The following is a 20,139-nucleotide window of genomic DNA, read 5'->3' as shown; positions in this document are numbered from 1 at the left end:
GGAAAAATAACATGAACGCACTATCAATCGACAACTTCGGAGGCCTGGGCGGCAAGCTGCTCAAGCCCGTCCAAGGTCTCAGAGTAAGTTCGGTCCTGCTGGCAGCCATGCTGGTGCTGGCAGGCTGCTCGGTGGCGCCGACCTACGAACGCCCCGCCGTGAACACCTCGGTCGCCTACAAGGAAGCCGCTGACGCAAAAGCAGCTTCCGACTGGAAGACCGCGCAACCGGCCGAAGACATGGCCCGCGGCGAATGGTGGAAGATCTTCAACGATGAAGGCCTCAACGCCCTGGAAATCCAGGCGCTCGACGCCAATCAAAACCTGAAGGCTGCCGCCGCCCGCCTGAGCCAGTCGCGCGCCCTGCGCCAGGATGCACGCTCCGGTCTGTTCCCGCAAATCGACGCCGGCTTCGGCGCGACCCGTCAACGCCAGTCGCCGGCCTCGCAAGGCCTGGCGCCGGACGCCAACACCACGCCGACCACCCTCTGGCGTGCACAGTTGGGCGTGTCGTATGAAGCCGACCTGTTCGGTCGCGTCGCCTCCACCGTCGATGCGGCAACCGCCGATGCGCAACGCAGCGAAGCGCTGTTCCACTCGGTGCGCCTGGCGTTGCAAGCCGACGTCGCCCAGCAATACTTCCTGCTGCGCGAACTGGATGCCGAGCAAGAACTGTACAGCGGCACCGTCGAACTGCGCGCCCAATCGCTGAAGCTGGTCCAACGCCGCTTCGACGAAGGCGACATCAGCGAAGTCGACGTCGCCCGCGCCAAGTCCGAGCTGGCTTCCGCCCAATCGGAATCCTTCGGCATCGCCCGCCAGCGCGCCAATGCGGAACACGCACTGGCGATCCTGCTGGGCAAGACGCCGGCCGAGTTCAACTTCACGCCGCAGCCGCTGACGCGTTTGTCGATCACGATCCCGGCCGGCCTGCCGTCCGACCTGCTGGAACGCCGTCCCGACATCGCTGCCGCGGAACGCGCCATGGCAGCCGCCAACGCCCGCGTCGGCGTGGCCCGTTCGGCCTGGTTCCCGCGTCTGGATCTGACCGGCGGTCTCGGTTATGAATCGGCCAAGCTGGGCGACCTGTTCAACTGGTCGAGCCGCACCTTCTTGCTGGGTCCGTTGGTGGGTACGGCGCTGACGCTGCCGATCTTCGACGGCGGTCGCCGTGAAGCCGGCGTCAATCGTGCCCGCGCCGCGTATGAAGAAGACGTCGCCAACTATCGCCAGACCGTGCTGACGGCCTTCCGCGAAGTGGAAGACAACCTTGCCAGCCTGCGCATCCTGGGCGACCAGACCAAGGCGCAGGATGACGCGGTGTCTGCATCGAACCGCGCCGCCAACCTGTCGCACGTGCAGTATCGCGAAGGTTCGGTCAGCTACTTCAACGTGATCGACGCCGACCGCACCGTATTGCAACAGCAACGCGCCGCGGTCCAGCTCGACGGCGAACGCGCTCGCTCGACCGTCAACCTGATCCGCGCACTCGGCGGCGGCTGGCACGGTCCGCTGGCGCCCACTGAGACGCAGGCGAAGAACGACGCGGCCGGCAACAAGATGTAAGGGCGCGCCGCACTGAATCACGGTGCGGCCGCCATGAGGTGTTTCGTCCCCTTGCCGACCGGTTCGGTTGCCCATGCCGGGCTGGTCGGTTTTTTTATTCCCTGCGGTCGCTTGTCTTCATGATGGAAGAAGATAGCAGCAGCCGTTGTTGTTCTTTGTCATGTAGTTGTTATCCAAAACAGGCAAGACGCCATCGGCAGTGTTGCCAACGTCTGTCCCACCCATTCCAGGAGTCACTATGTCGCTCACCATGTACCAGGCTTCCATCCCCGTCTTCACCCGCGCGCTGACCATCTTGTCGACCTTGCTCAACAAGGCTGTCGCCCATATCGAAGAAAACCAGCTCGATCCGGAGACCTTCCTGAGCGCGCGTCTGTTTGACGACATGTATGCACTGACCGGGCAAATCCAGCGCGCCAGCGATGCTGCCAAGTTGGGCTCGTCGCGCCTGACGGCCATCCAGCCGCCGAGCTTCGCCGATGAAGAAACCACCTTCCCGCAATTGCAGGAGCGCATCGCCAAGACGATTGCCTTCCTCGAAACCCTGAAGCCGGAACAATTCGACGGCAGCCAAGAACGCGAAATCGTCATCAAGCTGCGCGGCCAGGAAACGACATTCACCGGCCAGACCTATCTGTTCACCTTCGTGCTGCCGAATTTCCTGTTCCACGTCACGACGGCCTACGACATCCTGCGTCACAAGGGTGTGAAGATCGGCAAGATGGATTACCTCGGGTTCTAGTCAAGGCCCTGCATCGCGCAATAAAAAACCGGCCTGAGGCCGGTTTTTTATTGCGCGCTTATTGCGTACTCATTGAAGAGCGAGTTGTTCCGGCGCCATCCCCGCGCGCTGCAACAACTGCCGGCAGCGTTTGGACAGATGCGCCAGCTGCATCTGCTTACCGGCCTTCGCATAACGCTCCGTCAGACTTTCCAGCGCCGCAATGGCCGAATGGTCGGCCAGGCGCACATGGCGGCAATCAAGCATCACGCGCTGCGGATCGCGCGCCACGTCGAACAATTCCTGAAAATGCGCGGTCGAGGCAAAGAACAGTGTGCCGTGCAGCACATAGGTCTTTTCCCCGGCGCCGGACTGACTGATGTCGGCACGTATTTCGCGCGCATGCTGCCAGGCGAAGTTGAGCGCGGCAATCACGATGCCGCACAACACCGCCACGGCCAGATCGGTAAAGACGGTGATGACGGTGACAGCGACAATCACCAGCGCGTCATGGCGCGGCACCTTGCCCAGCACGCGCAGCGAACCCCACGCGAAAGTCTGCTGCGCCACCACGAACATCACGCCCACCAGCGCCGCCAGCGGGATGCGCTCGATCCACGGCGACAGGAACAGGATGAACAGCAGGATCATCACGCCGCTGACCACGCCCGACAGGCACGAACGACCGCCCGAACCGAGGTTGATCATGGTCTGGCCGATCATGGCGCAGCCACCCATGCCGCCGAACAGTCCGGACAAGACATTGGCCGCGCCCAGCGCCAGACACTCCCGATTGGCCTGGCCGCGCGTCTCGGTGATGTCGTCGGTGAGATTGAAGGTGAGCAGGGTTTCCAGCAGGCCGACGATGGCCATCAGCACCGCATACGGCGCGATGATGCGCAGCGTTTCCAGCGTGAGCGGCACTTCAGGAAAATGGAAAATCGGCAAATCGCCCGCGATGTGCGCCATGTCGCCCAGCGTGCGCGTGGGCAGATGCAGCAGCTGGCTCAGCACGCCGATGCCAACGATGGCCGCCAGCGCCGGCGGGATCACTTTGGTCACGCGCGGCAGCAGGTAGACGATCAGCATGGTGACGATCACCAGCCCCGCCATGACCAGCAGCGGCGCGCCCTGCAGCCAGTGCACGCCGTCCGGCGTGACTTGTTTGAAATGTTCCAGCTGCGCCATGGCGATGACGATCGCCAGGCCATTGACGAAGCCCAGCATCACCGGATGCGGCACCATGCGCACCAGCTTGCCCAGCCGCAAGGCGCCGAACAGCAGCATCAGCACGCCGCCCAGCACCACCGTGGCGAGGAAATATTGCGCACCGTGCTGCACCACCAGCGCCACGATCACCACCGCCATCGAACCTGCCGCGCCGGAAATCATGCCCGGGCGTCCGCCGAACAGTGCCGTCACGGTGCAGATGATGAAGGCGCCATACAAACCCATCAACGGGTTGAGCTGCGCCACCAGCGCGAAGGCGATGCACTCGGGCACCAACGCAAAGGACGAGGTCAGGCCGGCCAGGACATTGGCTTGGGCGTTCGAAAACCATTCATCCCGAAGAGAATTCTTGTTCATTGGTCGTTATCCGTAATCCGATGCCGGCGGACGTTCTGACAGAATCAGACGCATGCAATTTACACACCAGCCATAGGCAAAACAGCGATGACGACCTGCAGGAAAGACGTTGCGCCAGGAACAAGCAGCGGCGGACAACGTTTCGGAGAAATGGAGATGTCAGATTGTTGCGTAGGAGGCAATACGTCAGCCGGACCAGCGCCAGCAAGGCGCGGCGCCGATCCGGCATTTTACCGCATCCGGTGCAATACCCGGTACGACGGCCCGGTTCAGGCCAGCCGGGGGGCGGCGTAAAGCGGCAACGCCGAGGCCTGCCTGGATCCGTGGTCGAGCGAAAACACGCTCACCAGTTGCGCCAGCGCCGCAGCCTGATTCTGCATGGACGATGCCGCCGCTGCGGCCTGCTCCACCAGCGCCGCGTTCTGCTGGGTCATCTGGTCCATCTGACTGATGGCGTCGTTGACCTGCCCGATGCCGGAGGATTGCTCGCGACTGGCAAGGCTGATTTCACCGACGATGTCGGCGACCTTCCTGACGCTATCGACAACGCGCCCCATGGTCGCGCCGGCCTGTTCCACCAATACGCTGCCGTCGCCGACTTTTTTCACGGAGTCGTCGATGAGTAATTTAATTTCCTTGGCAGCGGTGGCGCTGCGCTGCGCCAGGCTGCGCACTTCGCTGGCGACCACCGCGAAGCCGCGCCCCTGCTCGCCGGCGCGGGCGGCTTCGACGGCGGCGTTCAAAGCCAGGATATTGGTCTGGAAGGCAATGCCGTCGATCACGCTGATGATGTCGACGATCTTGCGCGACGAGCCGTTGATGGCGGTCATCGTCGCCACCACGCGGCCGACCACTTCGCCGCCTTCGATAGCAATGCCGGATGCCGCCGACGCCAGCCGGCTGGCGGTGTCGGCATTGTCCGCATTCCGGCGCACGGTGGAAATCAGTTCTTCCATCGCCGACGCGGTCTCTTCGAGCGCACTCGCCTGCTGCTCGGTGCGCGCCGACAGATCGTGATTGCCGGTGCTGATCTCGGCCGAGGCGATGGCGATCGTATCGGTGCCGGTGCGGACGTTGCTGACGATGTTGCGCAAGCTGCCGTTCATGTCGTTCAGCGAAGACAACAGTTGGCCCACTTCATCGCCGCCCTTGCCTTCGGCGCCACTGATCTGCGTAGTCAGGTCGCCATCGGCAACGCGGCGCGAGATCCCCAGCGCGATATTGATCGGACGCGTGATACCCATCGTCAGGTACCAGGCGCAAAAACAACCCAGCAACAGCGCCACCCCTTCGAGGACCAGCAGCAAGCGGCGACTGCCGGCGGCGATGTCGTCGATCTGCTGGGTGGTCTTGTCGATGTCGCGTTGCTCCAGCTCCAGCAGCCTGAGCATGGCGTCCTGATAGCTCTTCGCCAGCGGCACGAACTCCTGGTCCAGCAGACGATTGCCTTCATCGATGTTGCCGGCCGACTTCAGATCGAGGATGCGATAGTGCGACGCGAGATAGACCTTGCGGCGTTCGCCGATGTTCTGGAACAAGGCCTTCTCCTCTTCGCTGCCGAGCAACTCGCCTATCTCTTTTTGCAGGCGCGAGGAGTTGTTGGTCGAGGCCTTGGCTTCGTCGATGAAGTAAGTCTTGAGCGTGGGATCGGCGCTGCGCGAAATCGCGATGGTGCGCACGATGCCGGCGCGCAGGCTGCCGTACCAGCTGGAAATCAGCCGCTCCTTGCGCGCCGACTGCTCGACCATCGCGCGCGTAACGTCCGACACCACCTGCAGGCGCCAGATGCCGATCGCCGCGATGACGATGGACAGCAGCATGATCACGGCAAACCCCAATGCCAGCCGTTTGCCGATTTTCATTTTCCCCATGACGCGCTTACTCCCCTGAACTTGTTGTGCCGCCCGCAGCCCTTGAGCTAACGCGCGACGATATGCCCCAACCGCACCACGGTCACGCCGGGCCCGAGATGGCGCAGCGACGGCATGACGATGACGCAGTTGTCGTAGGGCGTGACGAATTCGCGCTCGCCTTCGCGCGCGATGACGGTGCCGGCCTTGGCGATGATTTCCATGCCGCGATAGTCTTCGGCGAATTCAAAATCATAGGACGTCGCCACCACCGGCTCGGTCACGCGGATGAAGCGCTGCTGTGCCTGCGCCGGTTCGGCCGCCAGCATGAAGACGCTCAATTCGCTCGCAGCCATCGCGCCGGTGGCGATCAGGAAACGGCAGGCCGAATCCATCGCGACTTCCTTGCTGCGCGCGGAGAAATGCTGGCCGGTTTCGATCAGCAAGGCATTCTTGGCGCTGGCCGGGTCGCCGAAACCGGCATAGTCGCGCATGCGCTTGCCGTTGGGATGACCGACGTCGATGATCACGTGCTCGGGCGCACCGACATCGGCGGCGAACCGGATGCCTTTTTCGAGCGGACCGCTGACGATCAACGGCGGCGCTTCTTCATGCATGGAATGCAGGTCGAGCATGTAGTCGACCGTGTCGATGATGGGACGCAACTGGCGCGCGCGGCGCAATTCAACGCTATCCTCGGCGCCGTCGAGACGCGACGACGACCAGACCCGGTTCATGTCTTCATCGATGTAGCGCGTCGCATCCGGATTGCGCGCATCGAAGCGGCGATAGGCTTCGACGTTGGCAAAACCCAGCGTGATGCGTCCTTTAAGTGGCTTCAATCCGGCCTGCAGCAAGCGTTCGACGGTAATCGCGCCGCTGACTTCATTGCCGTGCATCAGCGCCATGATCATCACGTGCGGACCGGCGATGCCGCTGTCGATGCTGTGCACGTAGTCGACGCCGGTATTGCCGTGTTGCCATTTGTCGATGGCAGGGAATTCCACCTCGAGCGGATAGTGTTTCAGTTGTGCGCGTACTTGTTCCAGGGTTTTCATGCAAAAGACTCCAGCTAAAATTATCGGCCCATCCGGCGCCCCAGCGCGATCACGGCCACAAGGCTGATCAACGCGGTCGCCATGACATAGAAACTCGGCGCCATCTTGTTCGCGGTTGCCGCGATCATCCACGTCACGATCAGCGGCGAGAAGCCGCCGAACAAGGTCACCGAGAAGTTATAGCTAAGAGCAAGACCTGTGCCGCGCGTCTGGGTCGGGAAGATATCCGACAGCATGGCCGGGATCGGTCCCAGGCAAGCCGCGATCAACACGCCCACGATGCCCTGCACCGCGATCAGCATGGTCACGGTCGGCCAGGTGTTGAGCAGCATGAACAGCGGATACGAGGTCAGGCCGATGGACAGCATCGCGATCGTCAGCACGCGGAAGCGGCCGTAGCGATCCGACAAGGTGCCGAACACCGGCGCGGTCAGCATCAGCACCAGCCCGGTGATCAGCGCACCGATGAAGGACGAAGTGGCGGGGATGTGCAACTGCTTCAGTGCATAAGTCGGCATGTACAGCTTGTGCACGTAGTTGAAGGCGGTGGCGCCGGCCACCACGCCGATGGCGAGCAGCAGCTTGACGCGGTCGCGCACCAGCACGAGCATCAGCGGCGATTTCTCCGCCTTGGCGACGGCCGCGTCGGCAGCGATTTTCTTGAACTCGGGCGTCTCGTCGATCTGGCTGCGGATGTAAAGACCGACCGGCCCCACCAGCAAACCGAAGCAGAACGCCACGCGCCAGCCCCAGTCGTTGAGCTGGGCGTCGGTCAGGTTGAAGCTCAGCAAGGCGCTCACGCCGGCGGCGAGCACCGTGGCCAGACCTTGCGTCGACAATTGCCAGCTGGCGAAAAAACCGCGCCGCTTGGCGTCGGCATGCTCGACCATGAAGGCCGTCGCCGCGCCGAATTCGCCACCGGTGGAAAAGCCCTGCAACAGGCGCGCCACGATGATGATCAGCGGCGAAGCGATGCCGATCTGCGCATAGGTCGGCGCAAACGCAATCATCGCCGTTCCGACCATCATGATCAGGATCGACGCCGTGAGCGAAGCCTTGCGGCCGGCCCGGTCGGCGTAGGAGCCGAGCACGATGGCGCCGAGCGGACGGATCACGAAGGAGATGCCGAAGGTGCCGACGCTCAGCAGCAGCGAGGTCGTTTCATCCTGGGCCGGGAAGAACAGCTTGCCGATCACCACGGCGAAGTAGCCGTAGATCAGCAGGTCGTAAAACTCCAGCGCGTTGCCGATGCTGGCGGCGCAGATTTCTTTCCAGGGATTCTTGCGTTTGGCTGCCTGCGGTGCGGTGGCACGATGTTCTGCGGCAAGCGGTGATGAAGACTCGAATTCGGCTGACATGCGGTGTGACTCCCATTTTCTCTCGATGCGGCGCATTGCTGCTGCGATGGCAGTCATGTCTGCGCCGCTTATTCTATTTGACTCGCACGTTATGGCGCGTCTGACACGATGTTCGAAAATAGTGCATGTTGTACTCTATTGCACTCTATTTGTGAGCATCTTTCCAGACGTACCAAAAGACGTTTCGAGAACTTCGAGGGAGTATAGTGAGCGCGATTTTTTGCTTATTGCCGTTTCGGCACAGGCTTGTGCTTTTTGCCGCAGAAGGCGCCGGCAGCGCGATGCAGGATGCGGCCTGTCAGGGCTTGTCGATGGCGTCCGACGCCACGCCGTCCCAGATCGCATTGACCAGTGCGTTGTCGTTGCCGCGCACGCGATACAGCGAGATGTCGAAACTGACGCGCATCTCCGGCTCGCCGATGACCAGCAGGCGGCGCTCGTTGATGTCTTCCTGCACCAGCCGCTGCGGCAACCAGGCCACGCCGACGCCGCGGCGCGCCATCTCGTGGATGGATTCGTAGGAGTCGGCTTCATACACCATGCGCAGGGAAACCTTCTTGGGCAAGCCGGCCAGATGCTTGGCCAGCACGCCGCGCAAGGTCAGCGATTGCGAGAAGCCCAGCCACGGCGTCGGCGTTGCTGCGCTGGCCGGCGCCAGCTTGAAGCGCGGCCGTCCCCTGGCGTCGGCGGCCACCACCGGCAACAGGATTTCGCGCGCCAGCGTCAGCGATTCATAGCGCATCGGATCGATCAGCAGGCGCGTGGTCGGGCTCGAATAGATCACCAGCAAGTCGGCATCGCCCGCGCCCAGCCGCAGGATCACCTCCTGTGCGCCGCCGGTACTGACCGAAACGGGAAAAGGACCGAAGCGCTGGTTGATGCTCTCATACCAGTCCGGAAAAAACGTCCGCGCCAGCGTGCGGCCGGTCGCCACGCGCAAGGTCTGCTCGACCGGGCTGGAACTATCTTGCAGCTGCGCTCGCGCAGCGTACAGCACGTCGGTCGAATGCGTCGCCGCGTCGAGAAAAAGCTGCCCCGCCGCCGTCAGCGACACCGGATGCGTGCGCACCACCAGCTCGGCGCCGACCCATTGCTCCAGCGCCTTGATACGACGACCGAAAGCCGGATGCGTGACGAAACGATTCTCCGCCGCACGCGAAAAACTGCGCGTGCGCGCCAGTTCGATGAAGTCTTCCAGCCATATCAGATACACGTTGCCGTTCCTTTCATTGCGATCTGAAGACGTTCGCCACAATCCGCGAACGTGTTCAGATCAGCGACATCATTTTCTATTTTTTGATGGGAACAGGAATATATATCGGCAAGACGGTACTCGATGTATCGTGTTCTTCCGGCCAAAGACCGAGAGGAAGCAAGGCGATATCGATGTGCTCCTTGAACTGCGGATATTTGCGTTCGATCATTGCGATGTCCCGTTGACGCATGTCGCGCACCTCCGGATGTGCGTCGGATACGATGGGAATACCAAAGATATTCCTTCCGCCCTCCAGAATCAGGTGCAGGTTGCCCAGATACTGAATTTTTCCCGCAACCACTTCAAACTCCAATGGCGGCGGCATGTCCCGCGGGCTGATTTGAAACCCTCCCGAACGCGAGGCTCTCCAGCTATTGATCTGATGCATGCCGGCGGGCAATTCGAGCGCCAGTACCTGACCATAGTTATCCTTGAATTCGCTGGCTTTGGGGATGCCGGGAAAACTCTCGCCGAGTGTCTTCAACATCATGTGCTCGGGCATGATGATGCCAGGTTTAAAGTCAACATAGAAGATTGCATTAAGCGCTCTTGAACCTCGCTGATCATGCGATACCGATACGATGACGATGCCTTTTCCCGACTTCTCGTCCAAAGCATAATCGCGCTGAACGCTCTTTGCCGCACATCCGGCCAGCAGAAGTACGAGCAGGCCTATCAAGAGTTTTCCCGTTTTTTGCATCCTTTTCCCCTTTTTAGACGGCAAACAAATAGGCCGTTGGTTTGTAGAAGTGAATTCTACGTCACCTCAACGCGTTCATGCCGCCTCTCTGGGCGGCACCGCTTTCACCCCCTCGAATACAGCACCCGCAGCGTGTGCTTGCGCATTACTTCCGGCTGCATGTCGATCGCCTTGAGGTAGGCGATCACCATCGCGCAGGTCGCGCCGGGGGACGCCGCGCGCTGTTGCGGCGATGCCAGAAGTTGCTGCTGCGCCGGCGTCAGCGACGCCAGCAAAGTGCGCACGGCCTGCTGCGTCTCTTCCTTGCTGAAGGTCTTCCGGTTGTCGGGACTGCTGTCGCGGATCATGGCGGCGGTGAAGCGCGCTTCGCGATCGGTGAATTCCCGCGGCAGCGAGACTCTCGCAGGCGCCGTCTGTGCGCCGGGGAACAAGGTGGCGGCGCAGGCTTCACTGTTTTGCAGGCGCAGGGCCTCGGCGCGTTCAAGCAGCAGGTGCTGGAAATCCATCAGCGATTTGTCCGATGCGATCGGCAGCAGCCGGTCGGTCATCCGGTTCAGCTGCGTCCGCGCGGCCGCGACGATCTCGCTGTCCGGCCGCTTGTCTTGCGCCTTCTTCCAGGCGTCGTCGACGATGCGTTGGAAATCGTCCGGATACTTCACCGACAGGACGTCGAACACTTCCGACCTTTTGAATTCATCCTCCAGCTTTTCGCGCGTGGAAGCAACCGTGGCCAGCGTCGCGGTCTCGCCGCCCAGGCTGGTGCGGGTCAGCACGCCGGCCTGCAGCAACTCGTCATGGCTGGGATACCAGACGCTGTTGTGGCTGGTGCCGACGATGCGGTTGATGAAAGCAGGCGACAGGCCGGCCTGGCCGTAGGTGTCGCGCGCCAGCTTCTCGTCGGAAGACTGGGCGAACTTTTCGTCGAGGCCGCCCAGGGAATGGAAGGCATGGAAGCCGATGCGCGCGGCAGGATCGGCCGCCCGGCTCTTGCCCGCCAGGAAAGCGATGGTGCAGGCCGAGGCGCAATCCTGTTCGACATAGGTGTCGAGACCGCGCGCGGCGATGATCTTCGCCAGCCGGCGACCCTGCGTCACCCAGCCGCCGCTGGAGTACAGCACCACCGTGCGCACCGAAGGCGCGGCGTCGAGTGTTTTGACGAAACGTTCGGCAGTGTCGTCGTTGATGCCGCCCTTGAGCAGGATGGAACGGCCGTCGGCGCGCACCTCGAAGACCGTCTCCGGTCCCAGCTGCGCGCCGAACGCCGTGCGCGTGTATTCGCCCAGCACGCCGTGGATCCTGACCACGTTGCCGATGGTGCCGATCAGTCCGAACACCAGCATCGTCCTGGCGACATTCGCCCATGCACGCTTGCCGCCGCGCTGCACGTGCCTGCCTGCAGACATCCAGGTGCCCCACGCGCCCCAGATCCAGGCCAGCCAGCCCAACATCAGCACGAGCAAAGTCGCGGCAGCGCCGTAACGCGCCGGCCGCTCGGCAAAGACCGGAGTCAGCGCAATCCCCAGCACGCGCGGCAGCAGCGCCGCGAACACCACCATGTGCAGCCAGTAGGAGCGTCCCAGCGAATAGTCGCCGCGCAAGTGCCGGCGGAAGAACGACGCAGCCGGCCCCTGCCGCGCGGGCCTTGTTTGCTGCACCGCCGGGAGTGCTTCCGTTTCGATGTCCGTCGATGCATTCATCAGGCGGATTCCCTTCTCTTTTTCTTGTTGGCGAGGTATCCAGCGCAGATAAACAGTTTCACGGCGAGCGCACCATTAAGTGCTGATCAACATGAAGGCGGCGCGCTCGCTGAAGCTCTACCCGCCGATGAAGCTGCCGCAGTTCGCCGAGAGCGCCGAGCAAGGAGAGACTTCCCGGCGCAGACCGCGTTAGGGAACGAAGCCCGGAATCTTGCTGTGATCGACTTCATCGATCTGGTTGGCCGGCATGAACTTCTCCGCGTATTTCCGATAGACCTTGCTGCGCACGAACACGTCGAACAGATCCGGATCGATGTGGTCGCGCTGGCGGAAACCGCCGAGGATTTCCAGCGCTTCGCTGAGCGTGTTGCCGCGCTTGTAGGGACGATCAGCGGCGGTGAGCGCCTCGAAGATGTCGGCGATCGCCATCATGCGCGCCGGCAGCGACATCTGCTCGCGCGTGAGTCCCTTCGGATACCCCTTGCCGTCCATGCGTTCGTGGTGGCCGCCGGCGTATTCGGTGACGTTGCGCAATTGCTTCGGCCACGGCAGCGACTCCAGCATCTTGATGGTGACGACGATGTGGTTGTTGATGATCTGGCGCTCGGCGTCGTTGAGCGTGCCCATGCGAATGCGCAGATTGGTGATTTCGTCTTCGGTCAGCGCGGAGATGACTTCGCCCTCCGGACCGCGCCATTGGCGCGCGGCGATGGCGGTGACGTGATCCTGGTCTTCCGGCTTCATGCCTTCGCTGCCGATGTTGGCCTTGCGCAAGAAATTGCGGTCGGCGTCGAGCGCGGCGCATTGTTCCTGCAGTTCGCGGTCCAGCGCTTCGTTTTGCGTGGCGTCGAGGGCGGCGCCCAGCGCCAGCTTTTTCTTGAGGACGGCGATTTCGGCATCGCGCTTGAGCACTTCGAAGCGCGTGTCGATCAGGCCGATGCGGTCGTAGATGGTTTGCAGCTTGGTCGACTTTTCGACCACGTGATCCGGCGTGGTGATCTTGCCGCAGTCGTGCAGCAGGCCGGCCACCCACAGCTCGCGGCGGTCGCGCTCGGACATCTTGAATTCGGCCACCGGACCTTCGGTGGTTTCATGCGCGGCCTCGGCCAGCATCATCGCCAGCTCGGGCACGTGCTCGCAGTGGCGACCGGTGTGCGGCGACTTTTCATCGATGCCCATGTTGATGAGCTTGATGAAATGTTCGAACAGATTTTCGAGGCGGTAGATCAGTTGCTGGTTGGTGATGGCGATGGCCGCCTGCGACGCCAGCGCTTCGATGAAATACTGGTCGGTCTGCGAAAACGGGTGCGGCTTGCCGGTGTCCGGATCGATGGCGTTGACCAGTTGCAGCACGCCGACCAGTTCGCCTTCGTGATCCTGCATCGGCACGGTCAGGAAGGACTGCGAGTGGTAGTTGAACTTCTCGTCGAACATGCGCATGCCGGAGAAGTTGAATTCCTTGGCCTGGTAGACGTCGGGAATGTTGACCGACTTGCGCGTATTGGCGGCATAGGCGGCCACGGCGCCGAGGTTCTTGGTGCCGTCGGGATTGGTCAGCTGGATGTTGGGGATGGTGATCTTCTGCGCGCTGCTGCCGCCCTGGTGCATGCCCAGCGTATCGTTGATCGAGATGTAAAACGCCAGGCTGTCTTCCTCCTCCACCGTGCGATACAGCGTGCCGCCGTCGGCCAGGGTGATGCTGCGCGCGGTCTGCAGGATGCGCTCGAGCAACAGCGGGATGTTGCGGTTGCTGCTGAGCGCCACGCTGAGTTCGGTCAGTTTTTCGAGGCGGTGGGCGATATCAAGATGCTGGTTTTTCATGTTGTTCGTCGGCTCAATGGAGATAGCTGGCCTGCATCGCATTCTTTGATGCAGTGAAAACGTTTGCTTGCTGTGATTCTGGAAAGATACGCTTCAATACTGACAATAAAATGTCAAGCAGAGCGCCTTTTTCCTGCTTGTTATCGTCACGAGACGACCGCGCTTGAGCGGCGTCGGCTTGCCCTGTTGTTTCGTCGCGTTTCCCGCATGCGCGCCGCGCTTTTTATTGATTTAGACCAGCGGATAACTTACCATCGAAACCAGTTGCATAGATTGCCACATTCAGCTTCCACACAGCAATCTTTCACGACAAAAAGAAGAGTTGGCACACAGGGGGACCGCGGAAGATTTCCGTACGAACACATCTGTTCCGGTCGCAACAATCATCATCTCAATCAAATCCAAACGATGCGCGTAGAAATTCTCGGATGCAGCGGCGGCATAGGCGGCAACACGCTGCGCACGACATCCCTGCTGGTCGACAGCGACATCCTGATCGACGCCGGCACCGGCGTGAACGATCTGCCCCTGCAAGCGCTGGCCGCCATCGACCACGTCTTCATCACGCATTCGCACCTGGACCACATCGCCTGCCTGCCGTTCATCCTCGACAGCGTCGGCGACCAGCGCAACACGCCGCTGACCATGCACGCCACACAGGCCACGCAAGACGTCATCCGCAAGCACATCTTCAACTGGCAGATCTGGCCCGACTTCAGCGAAATCCCCTCGCCGGAAAATCCCTTCCTGCGCTTCAACACCATCGAAGTCGGCAAGTCGCTGCTGATCGGCGAGCGCAGCATCACCGCGCTGCCGGCCAACCATACGGTGCCGGCCGTCGGTTACCACCTGGAAGATTTGAGCAGCAACGCCAGCCTGGTCTTCAGCGGCGACACCACCAGCTGCGATGCGCTGTGGGACAGCGTCAACGCCATCGACAACCTGCGCTACCTGATCGTCGAGGCGGCCTTCCCCGACAGCGAGCGCGAACTCGCCGTGCTGTCCAAGCATTTCTGCCCCAGCCTGCTGCTGGCCGACCTGGCCAAGCTCAGGAGCGATCCGGAAATTCTCGTCACGCACGCCAAACCCGGCCTGTTCCATCAGATCGAGAAGGAACTGCTGCAGGGTGCCGGTACGCGCAAGCTCGGCATGCTGCAGGCTGAGTCGGTGCTGCTCTTCTAAAACCAACACGGCTCTGCAGATGCGCCGACGCCGCTGCAACAACAGCAGCCGACGCACCTCGCATCACGCATCACACCCTATTGCACGACACAATCCACGTCCTTGCCGGCGGCGTTCTGCTGCGCGGCCGGTGGCGCGTTCCTGCTGATCGACAGCGGAATTAACAAAGGAACGCCCCGGGTCGGCGGCACCACCACGGGCGGCGTGGTCCCACTGGCGACATAGCCGAACCAGCCGGATTGGAACACCTGCTGCCCGGCAGGGTTGGCGACCACGATCGCGCCTTGCGCCACGTCGACGTGCAAGCCGTTGGCCGGCGTGCTGCCGCTTGGCGTCGGCACGCCGCCGCAATCGTTCTGGCAGAACAGCGCGCCGAAATGGGTGCCCCGGATACCGATGGTCGCCGTCGGCGTGTCGAAACTGACGGCGTCGTGGTTGCGTTTGCCGACCAGCCCGGTGACGGCGCGCAAGCCGCCCTTGACCAGGCTCAGGGCAACGTTGTCCTGGGCCGGCTTCTCTGCGTCATAGAGGTAACTCTTGACCACCAGCTGCGAACCCGGACGCAAGACGATCTCGGCGTCGTCGAGAAACTTCACGCGCGTGTAGGTGTTGGATTCCGTGATCAGGGTATCGCCCTGCTGGATCTTCGACTGGATCGCCAGCACCGCGGTGCTGCCGTCCGCGCGCTTGACCGTCAGCACGCCGGACAGATGGGTGACGGTGCCGACCACCTGCGCGAACGCCAGGCTGCCCCAGCTCAACAACGCCAGCAGGCATGCCAGTTGCCAGGCGCGCAGCAATGCAGCGCGGGTGGAACCATATCTCGTTTGGATAGATTGTTTCATTGAATGATGTCCTCGAGATATCAGCTGCAATACAACTTGGAAGCGGTTTTGGTCCCCGTCTTTTCAGACGTCGAACTCTTGCCCGAGCCAGACGTATCGCTGCCCCCGAAGGTGCCCGGATCGCCGCCGGTGGTCATGGTTTCCGTTGCCGTGTTCGTCGACGACGTGGAAGACAATGCCGGCGCAACGACGGTGACGGTCGTGGACTGAGGCGACGTCGTGCTGGTAATGACGGTATTGGCCGCCGGCGCGATCGTTTGCGTCACAACCGGCGTCACCACCTGCGCAACCACTGCGGCAACCGGTATCTGTGTACCGCTGACATCGGTGATGCTCACGCCTGGCGCATAAGTGACGGTGCCGTTGACCACGTTAAACAGCGCTTGTCCCGGCGCCGAGGTTGAGATGTTGGCATTGACCGACATGCTGTTGCCGGCGAACAGGTTGATGTTGCCGCCCGCCGAAGTCACGACACCGTTGATGATCAGATTGTCGGTAGCAGAGCCGCTATTGCCGGCAGAGAGCAGAATATTGCCGTCAGCACTGACGCCGCCGCTGCCGATGGTCAGCGGGCTGTGCGTCGACAGCGATACCGTCGAATGCAAGGTGCTGTTCAACGCGCTGATACTACCGGTGGTCGCCATGGCGCCCGTGTTGTCGACCGTGACATTGCCGGCCGCATTGGTGATGCCATTGAGGAGTACCACGCTGGTGTCGGAGACATTCAGCGTATTGGTCAGGGCGATGTTGCCGACGCCGGTGTTGGCGCCGGTATAGGCCGCAATCTGGTTGCCGCTATTGGTCAGCGTGGTGCCGGTGGATGAGGCGGTCGTCAGTTGTTGCCTGACGTGCAGCTGCGTCACCTCATTCTGTCTGATCGAACCGCCTTGCGCCTGCAGCACGAGATTGCGCGCCGTGATCGTGCCGACCATCAGGTTGCCGGAAACTTCCGGATCAAGATTGGCGACCTGCGTCAATGCAATGTCTCCATCACTCGCGATGACGCCGCCATTCTGTGCAAAATTGTTGGTGACGTTGATGCTCGATCCCGTGCCAACGCCGTTAAATGTGGAGCCATTGGACATGCTCAAGGAGCTCAGCGTTGCCGTACCGGTCAGATTCAAATAGCCGCCACCGAGGTTGAAATTGGCGCTGGAGGTGATATTCCCCACGTTCAGCGTGCCGCCGCTCAAATAGAAACTGCTGCCGCTGGCAAGCTGGAGGCTGTTCACCGTATCGGTACCGTCATACGATCCATGCGACAAAGCGCCGCCTGAGTTCACGATCACGTTATCAATCGCTGTCGGCAGAATACCGCCCTGCCAATTACTAGAATACTTCCACTGACTTTCGACAGTACCTGTATACGTGATGTCTTCACTACCTTTCATGACCAGGACAGGAGCACCGTTGGTTCCGTCATAACGTGCTTTCAACATGCTTCTGTTGTTGCCCGTGCCAAGAATGGAACCATCAACGTGACGGAAATATCCCGTAGAAGTGGTGCCAACGGAGAAAACATTGAACGTCGTGTCCACTGTTGGCGCATAACCACCCAACAGGTTTGTCGTCAGGCTCCCATAGATATCTGAGCCACTATTACCAAAAACAATACCGCCTCCGAAACTCAACGTGTCATATGCGCCGACACCAGCACCGCCAACATCGATTTTTACGACTCCGGCACTGCCCGGCGTATATTTCCCTGTGATGTTAATAGCGCCAATCGCACCATCGCCACCTGGTGATAAGGTGCCATTGTTATTGAATGTATCGCTTAATGTATAAGTACCGTTGCCGTTTACCGCTCCGCCGTTGTTGTTGTTGAAATTCACGGCGGCGATGCTGCCTGCAGTACCCAAAGCAACGATGCCGTTGTTATTAAAATCTCCAGACACCGAGACTGCTCCGGTTCCGTTGACTGTTGCACCAAGGCTGTTGGCGAATGACGTTGCGGTAAGAGATCCGTTGTCACCCAATGTCACGACGCCACTATTTGTGAAGACGCCTGATGAAGTAATCGTGCCGTTCCCGCTGATGATCCCGGAATTGGCGGCGTTTGAAGCAAGAATTTTGGAGGCGACCTGCATCGTGATATTGCCTGCGTTGGCAAACTTCGCGTTGCTACCGACATCCAGCGTCGAGCAAGTACCGAGATTCAAGGTAGCGCCGGCCTGATTGTTGAAATCCCCGGCATTCGCGATCAGTGACGTCGGTCCGGTCAGGTTGATTGTGCCGCCTTGCAGGTTATTGAACTGCGCATTTCCTCCAAGCGAGAGTCTGTCTCCCTCTTGGTTAAGAGCGTTAATGTTGACCGTGCCGCTATTGTTCCAGATCACGCCGGGATCCAATGACGCCCGCCCGTTGACCGTCACGGTATTGTTGGTGATCAAGGTGCGGGGAGTTTGACCGGAATAGGCCAGAACGAACTCGGGATTGCCGCCATTCAGCGTCAGAGACGGACCGTTGGCCGCCAAGGTGATGTCCGAGAGCAAAGTGATATTCCCTGCCCACGCCATGCTCCCCGTGCCCGTGAAACTGGTGGCTCCGGTGGCATTGCCGACATTCATGTAATTCAGATTGAATGCCGCACCGGAGGCGACGTTGACATTGCCGGAGACATTGCCGCCCTGAACCGTGAGGGTTCCGCCATTGACATTGAAGTTGCCGGAGGTATTGAGGCTATTGGTCTGGTTGAAGTGCAGCGATGTGGCATCCACGTTGATGGTGCCGGTATCCGTATTGTTGATGCTACCCGAGATATTCACGTTGCCGCTTCCGCTCAGATTGAGCAGATTGTGGTTGTTGACATCGCCGCTGACGTTGATCGTACCGCTGCCGCTGATGTTGGCAGTACCGCTATTGGTGAAGGTGCCCACCGATGCAGAGCCTTGGCTGATGAGCAGCGAACTGGTGCCATCCACCGTGACGTCGCCGGCCATCAAACCGCTGCTTGCTTGCGTCAGCAGCAGGCGCGAACCATTGTTGAGATTCAACCCACCATTGCCCGAATGCGATGTGCTGTTGCCATTTGTCACGGTCAGCACGCCGCCGTTGAGCGAAATGTCTGCATGATTCACGTTAACGTCGTGAGATCCGCTGTCATCCCCGCGGTAGTAGCTGTTCAACGTCAGGTTCAGCGCGCTGCCGCTGCTGGTGATGTTGGCGTTGATGGAAATATTGTTCTGGGCATTCAGGGTCAGGTTGGAATTGGAGGCCCCGACCTTGTTGATGTTCGCGCTGACAGTGATGTTGCCGGCATCCGATCCGCCGCTGTTACCGGTTGTCAACGTCACGTCCGTGCCGCCGTTCAGCAAACCCACGATGGTCGAGGCCCGGATTTTTGAACTATCGCCGCTCGAACTGATGGCGTTAACAGGATCTGCCGTCGTGTTGTTGGGGGCAAACGAATCGCTCACCACTTCCAGATCGTAAGGGTCGATGTACCACTGGCCGCCGCTGCCTACCGTCGGCACCTTGACCACATCCAGCGACTTCAGACCGGAAGTCTCGACATAGCCGCCCTTGCCCGCCGCGCCCTGCGCCGAGACATCGCCGTCGATGTAAGCCGCGCCGTCCGAATACAACACCACGCTGCCGCCCTTGCCGGTGCTGGCGCCGTCGGCGCTGATATTCGACGACGCCGTGGTCGTCAGGTTTTGCGAAGCGCGCAGGAAGATGCGGCCGCCGTCGCTGACCACGCTGCTGGCATTGATGTTGCCGCTGTTGTTGATCAGGCCGGCGGCGATGCCGATGCGGCCTGCCGCTGCTGAAATGGTGCCGAGATTGGTGACGCTGCCGGCGGAGCCGGTCACGTTCACCGACACGCCCGGCGTGGCGGTGTCGACCAGTTGCACCGTCTGGCCTGCAGCCAGCAGGATCTCGCCGTTCGGGCTGGTGATCACGCCGCTGTTGGTGACGTTGGCGCCGATCAGATAAACGCTGCCGCCGGTGGCGCTCTTGATGGTGCCCTGGTTCTCCACGCTGCCGGCAGTCGCGCCGTTGTTGAACGTCAGACGTCCTGCCAGAAAATCGCTGTCGCTGATGTTCAGCGTACTTGCAATGAAACGGGCGACGTCGACTACGCCGGTCGGGCCGACCAGGATGCCGTTCTGATTGATCAGGGCAACCGTGCCGTTCGATTTCAACAAGCCGTAGATCAGCGACGGATCGGAGCCGGTCACGCGCGCAAGGAAGGCTGCCGCCGCGTTCGGCTGGCTGATGTCGACCACGGCGTTGGAGCCGATGCTGAACGTCGTGAAGCTGCCGATCGCCTGGCCCGAGGTCTGGTTGATGTTGAGCGTATTGCCGTTTTGCGTGATCGTCGCGTTGCCGTAGGTGATGGCGCCGCCGGTCGGCAAGGTGTTCACTGGCGGCGCCGCTGCCAGCGCCGACACATTCCATGCCGCGCAGATCGCCGCGGCCGTCACCGAGATGCGCAAGGACTTGCCGAACATCGCGCGCCACGAGCGGCGCAGCAGGCCTGTCAGCAGGGTCGGC

General features: G+C 61.2%; 13 protein-coding genes. 3 read left to right on the top strand and 10 right to left on the bottom strand.

All coding sequences use genetic code 11. The features are described 5' to 3' along the window. The first annotated feature begins 11 nt into the window (after positions 1-11). Positions 12-1,565 (top strand): efflux transporter outer membrane subunit, encoded by a 1,554-nt coding sequence (locus PMI16_RS14200; RefSeq protein WP_007880622.1) that lies wholly within the window; start codon positions 12-14, stop codon positions 1,563-1,565. Between the two features lie 238 nt (positions 1,566-1,803). After that, complete coding sequence (locus tag PMI16_RS14195; protein ID WP_007880620.1) at positions 1,804-2,307, top strand: DUF1993 domain-containing protein; 504 nt, start codon at positions 1,804-1,806, stop codon at positions 2,305-2,307. 69 nt (positions 2,308-2,376) lie between these two features. On the opposite strand, the gene PMI16_RS14190 is transcribed toward PMI16_RS14195, so the two are convergent. The 8 genes from PMI16_RS14190 to PMI16_RS14155 all read right to left on the bottom strand — a co-directional run bounded on the left by PMI16_RS14190 (position 2,377) and on the right by PMI16_RS14155 (position 13,612). Next, on the bottom strand, positions 2,377-3,873 hold the full coding sequence (locus PMI16_RS14190) for a SulP family inorganic anion transporter (protein WP_007880618.1): 1,497 nt from the start codon (positions 3,871-3,873) through the stop codon (positions 2,377-2,379). Between the two features lie 269 nt (positions 3,874-4,142). Then, positions 4,143-5,744, bottom strand: a complete 1,602-nt coding sequence (locus PMI16_RS14185; protein WP_007880615.1) for a methyl-accepting chemotaxis protein — start codon at positions 5,742-5,744, stop codon at positions 4,143-4,145. A gap of 47 nt (positions 5,745-5,791) precedes the next feature. After that, positions 5,792-6,781, bottom strand: a complete 990-nt coding sequence (locus PMI16_RS14180) for a M14 family metallopeptidase (protein WP_007880614.1) — start codon at positions 6,779-6,781, stop codon at positions 5,792-5,794. Positions 6,782-6,801: 20 nt separating this feature from the next. After that, positions 6,802-8,139 carry an MFS transporter gene (locus tag PMI16_RS14175; protein ID WP_007880613.1) on the bottom strand — a complete coding sequence of 446 codons (1,338 nt, stop codon included), beginning with the start codon at positions 8,137-8,139 and terminating at the stop codon, positions 6,802-6,804. 298 nt (positions 8,140-8,437) lie between these two features. After that, positions 8,438-9,352: a LysR family transcriptional regulator gene (locus PMI16_RS14170; RefSeq protein ID WP_007880606.1), complete on the bottom strand. Its 915-nt coding sequence runs from the start codon at positions 9,350-9,352 to the stop codon at positions 8,438-8,440. Positions 9,353-9,428: 76 nt separating this feature from the next. Continuing rightward, positions 9,429-10,094 carry a hypothetical protein gene (locus PMI16_RS14165; RefSeq protein WP_007880605.1) on the bottom strand — a complete coding sequence of 222 codons (666 nt, stop codon included), beginning with the start codon at positions 10,092-10,094 and terminating at the stop codon, positions 9,429-9,431. A gap of 104 nt (positions 10,095-10,198) precedes the next feature. Continuing rightward, positions 10,199-11,791: a hypothetical protein gene (locus PMI16_RS14160; RefSeq protein ID WP_007880604.1), complete on the bottom strand. Its 1,593-nt coding sequence runs from the start codon at positions 11,789-11,791 to the stop codon at positions 10,199-10,201. Between the two features lie 189 nt (positions 11,792-11,980). Beyond that, positions 11,981-13,612, bottom strand: coding sequence for an HD family phosphohydrolase (locus tag PMI16_RS14155; RefSeq protein WP_007880603.1), 1,632 nt, complete (start codon positions 13,610-13,612; stop codon positions 11,981-11,983). Between the two features lie 408 nt (positions 13,613-14,020). On the opposite strand from PMI16_RS14155, the gene PMI16_RS14150 reads away from it, so the two are divergent. After that, positions 14,021-14,794, top strand: coding sequence for a 3',5'-cyclic-nucleotide phosphodiesterase (locus PMI16_RS14150; protein WP_007880602.1), 774 nt, complete (start codon positions 14,021-14,023; stop codon positions 14,792-14,794). A 77-nt stretch (positions 14,795-14,871) separates the two neighbouring features. On the opposite strand, the gene PMI16_RS14145 is transcribed toward PMI16_RS14150, so the two are convergent. Together PMI16_RS14145 and PMI16_RS14140 are read right to left on the bottom strand one after the other, a co-directional pair. After that, complete coding sequence (locus tag PMI16_RS14145; RefSeq protein ID WP_007880595.1) at positions 14,872-15,639, bottom strand: FecR family protein; 768 nt, start codon at positions 15,637-15,639, stop codon at positions 14,872-14,874. 20 nt (positions 15,640-15,659) lie between these two features. After that, positions 15,660-20,009, bottom strand: coding sequence for a beta strand repeat-containing protein (locus PMI16_RS14140; protein ID WP_443134893.1), 4,350 nt, complete (start codon positions 20,007-20,009; stop codon positions 15,660-15,662). Positions 20,010-20,139 lie beyond the last annotated feature (130 nt).

The sequence above is a fragment of the Herbaspirillum sp. CF444 genome (assembly GCF_000282135.1).
GTDB lineage: Bacteria > Pseudomonadota > Gammaproteobacteria > Burkholderiales > Burkholderiaceae_D > Herbaspirillum.
This window is presented reverse-complemented; position numbering and strand designations above follow the sequence as displayed.

Excerpts from the sequence above, each read along its gene's own strand:
- PMI16_RS14200 (WP_007880622.1), top strand. The coding sequence starts at position 12 with ATGAACGCACTATCAATCGACAACTTCGGAGGCCTGGGCGGCAAGCTG.
- PMI16_RS14195 (WP_007880620.1), top strand. The coding sequence starts at position 1,804 with ATGTCGCTCACCATGTACCAGGCTTCCATCCCCGTCTTCACCCGCGCG.
- PMI16_RS14190 (WP_007880618.1), bottom strand. The coding sequence starts at position 3,873 with ATGAACAAGAATTCTCTTCGGGATGAATGGTTTTCGAACGCCCAAGCC.
- PMI16_RS14185 (WP_007880615.1), bottom strand. The coding sequence starts at position 5,744 with ATGGGGAAAATGAAAATCGGCAAACGGCTGGCATTGGGGTTTGCCGTG.
- PMI16_RS14180 (WP_007880614.1), bottom strand. The coding sequence starts at position 6,781 with ATGAAAACCCTGGAACAAGTACGCGCACAACTGAAACACTATCCGCTC.
- PMI16_RS14175 (WP_007880613.1), bottom strand. The coding sequence starts at position 8,139 with ATGTCAGCCGAATTCGAGTCTTCATCACCGCTTGCCGCAGAACATCGT.
- PMI16_RS14165 (WP_007880605.1), bottom strand. The coding sequence starts at position 10,094 with ATGCAAAAAACGGGAAAACTCTTGATAGGCCTGCTCGTACTTCTGCTG.
- PMI16_RS14160 (WP_007880604.1), bottom strand. The coding sequence starts at position 11,791 with ATGAATGCATCGACGGACATCGAAACGGAAGCACTCCCGGCGGTGCAG.
- PMI16_RS14155 (WP_007880603.1), bottom strand. The coding sequence starts at position 13,612 with ATGAAAAACCAGCATCTTGATATCGCCCACCGCCTCGAAAAACTGACC.
- PMI16_RS14150 (WP_007880602.1), top strand. The coding sequence starts at position 14,021 with ATGCGCGTAGAAATTCTCGGATGCAGCGGCGGCATAGGCGGCAACACG.
- PMI16_RS14145 (WP_007880595.1), bottom strand. The coding sequence starts at position 15,639 with ATGAAACAATCTATCCAAACGAGATATGGTTCCACCCGCGCTGCATTG.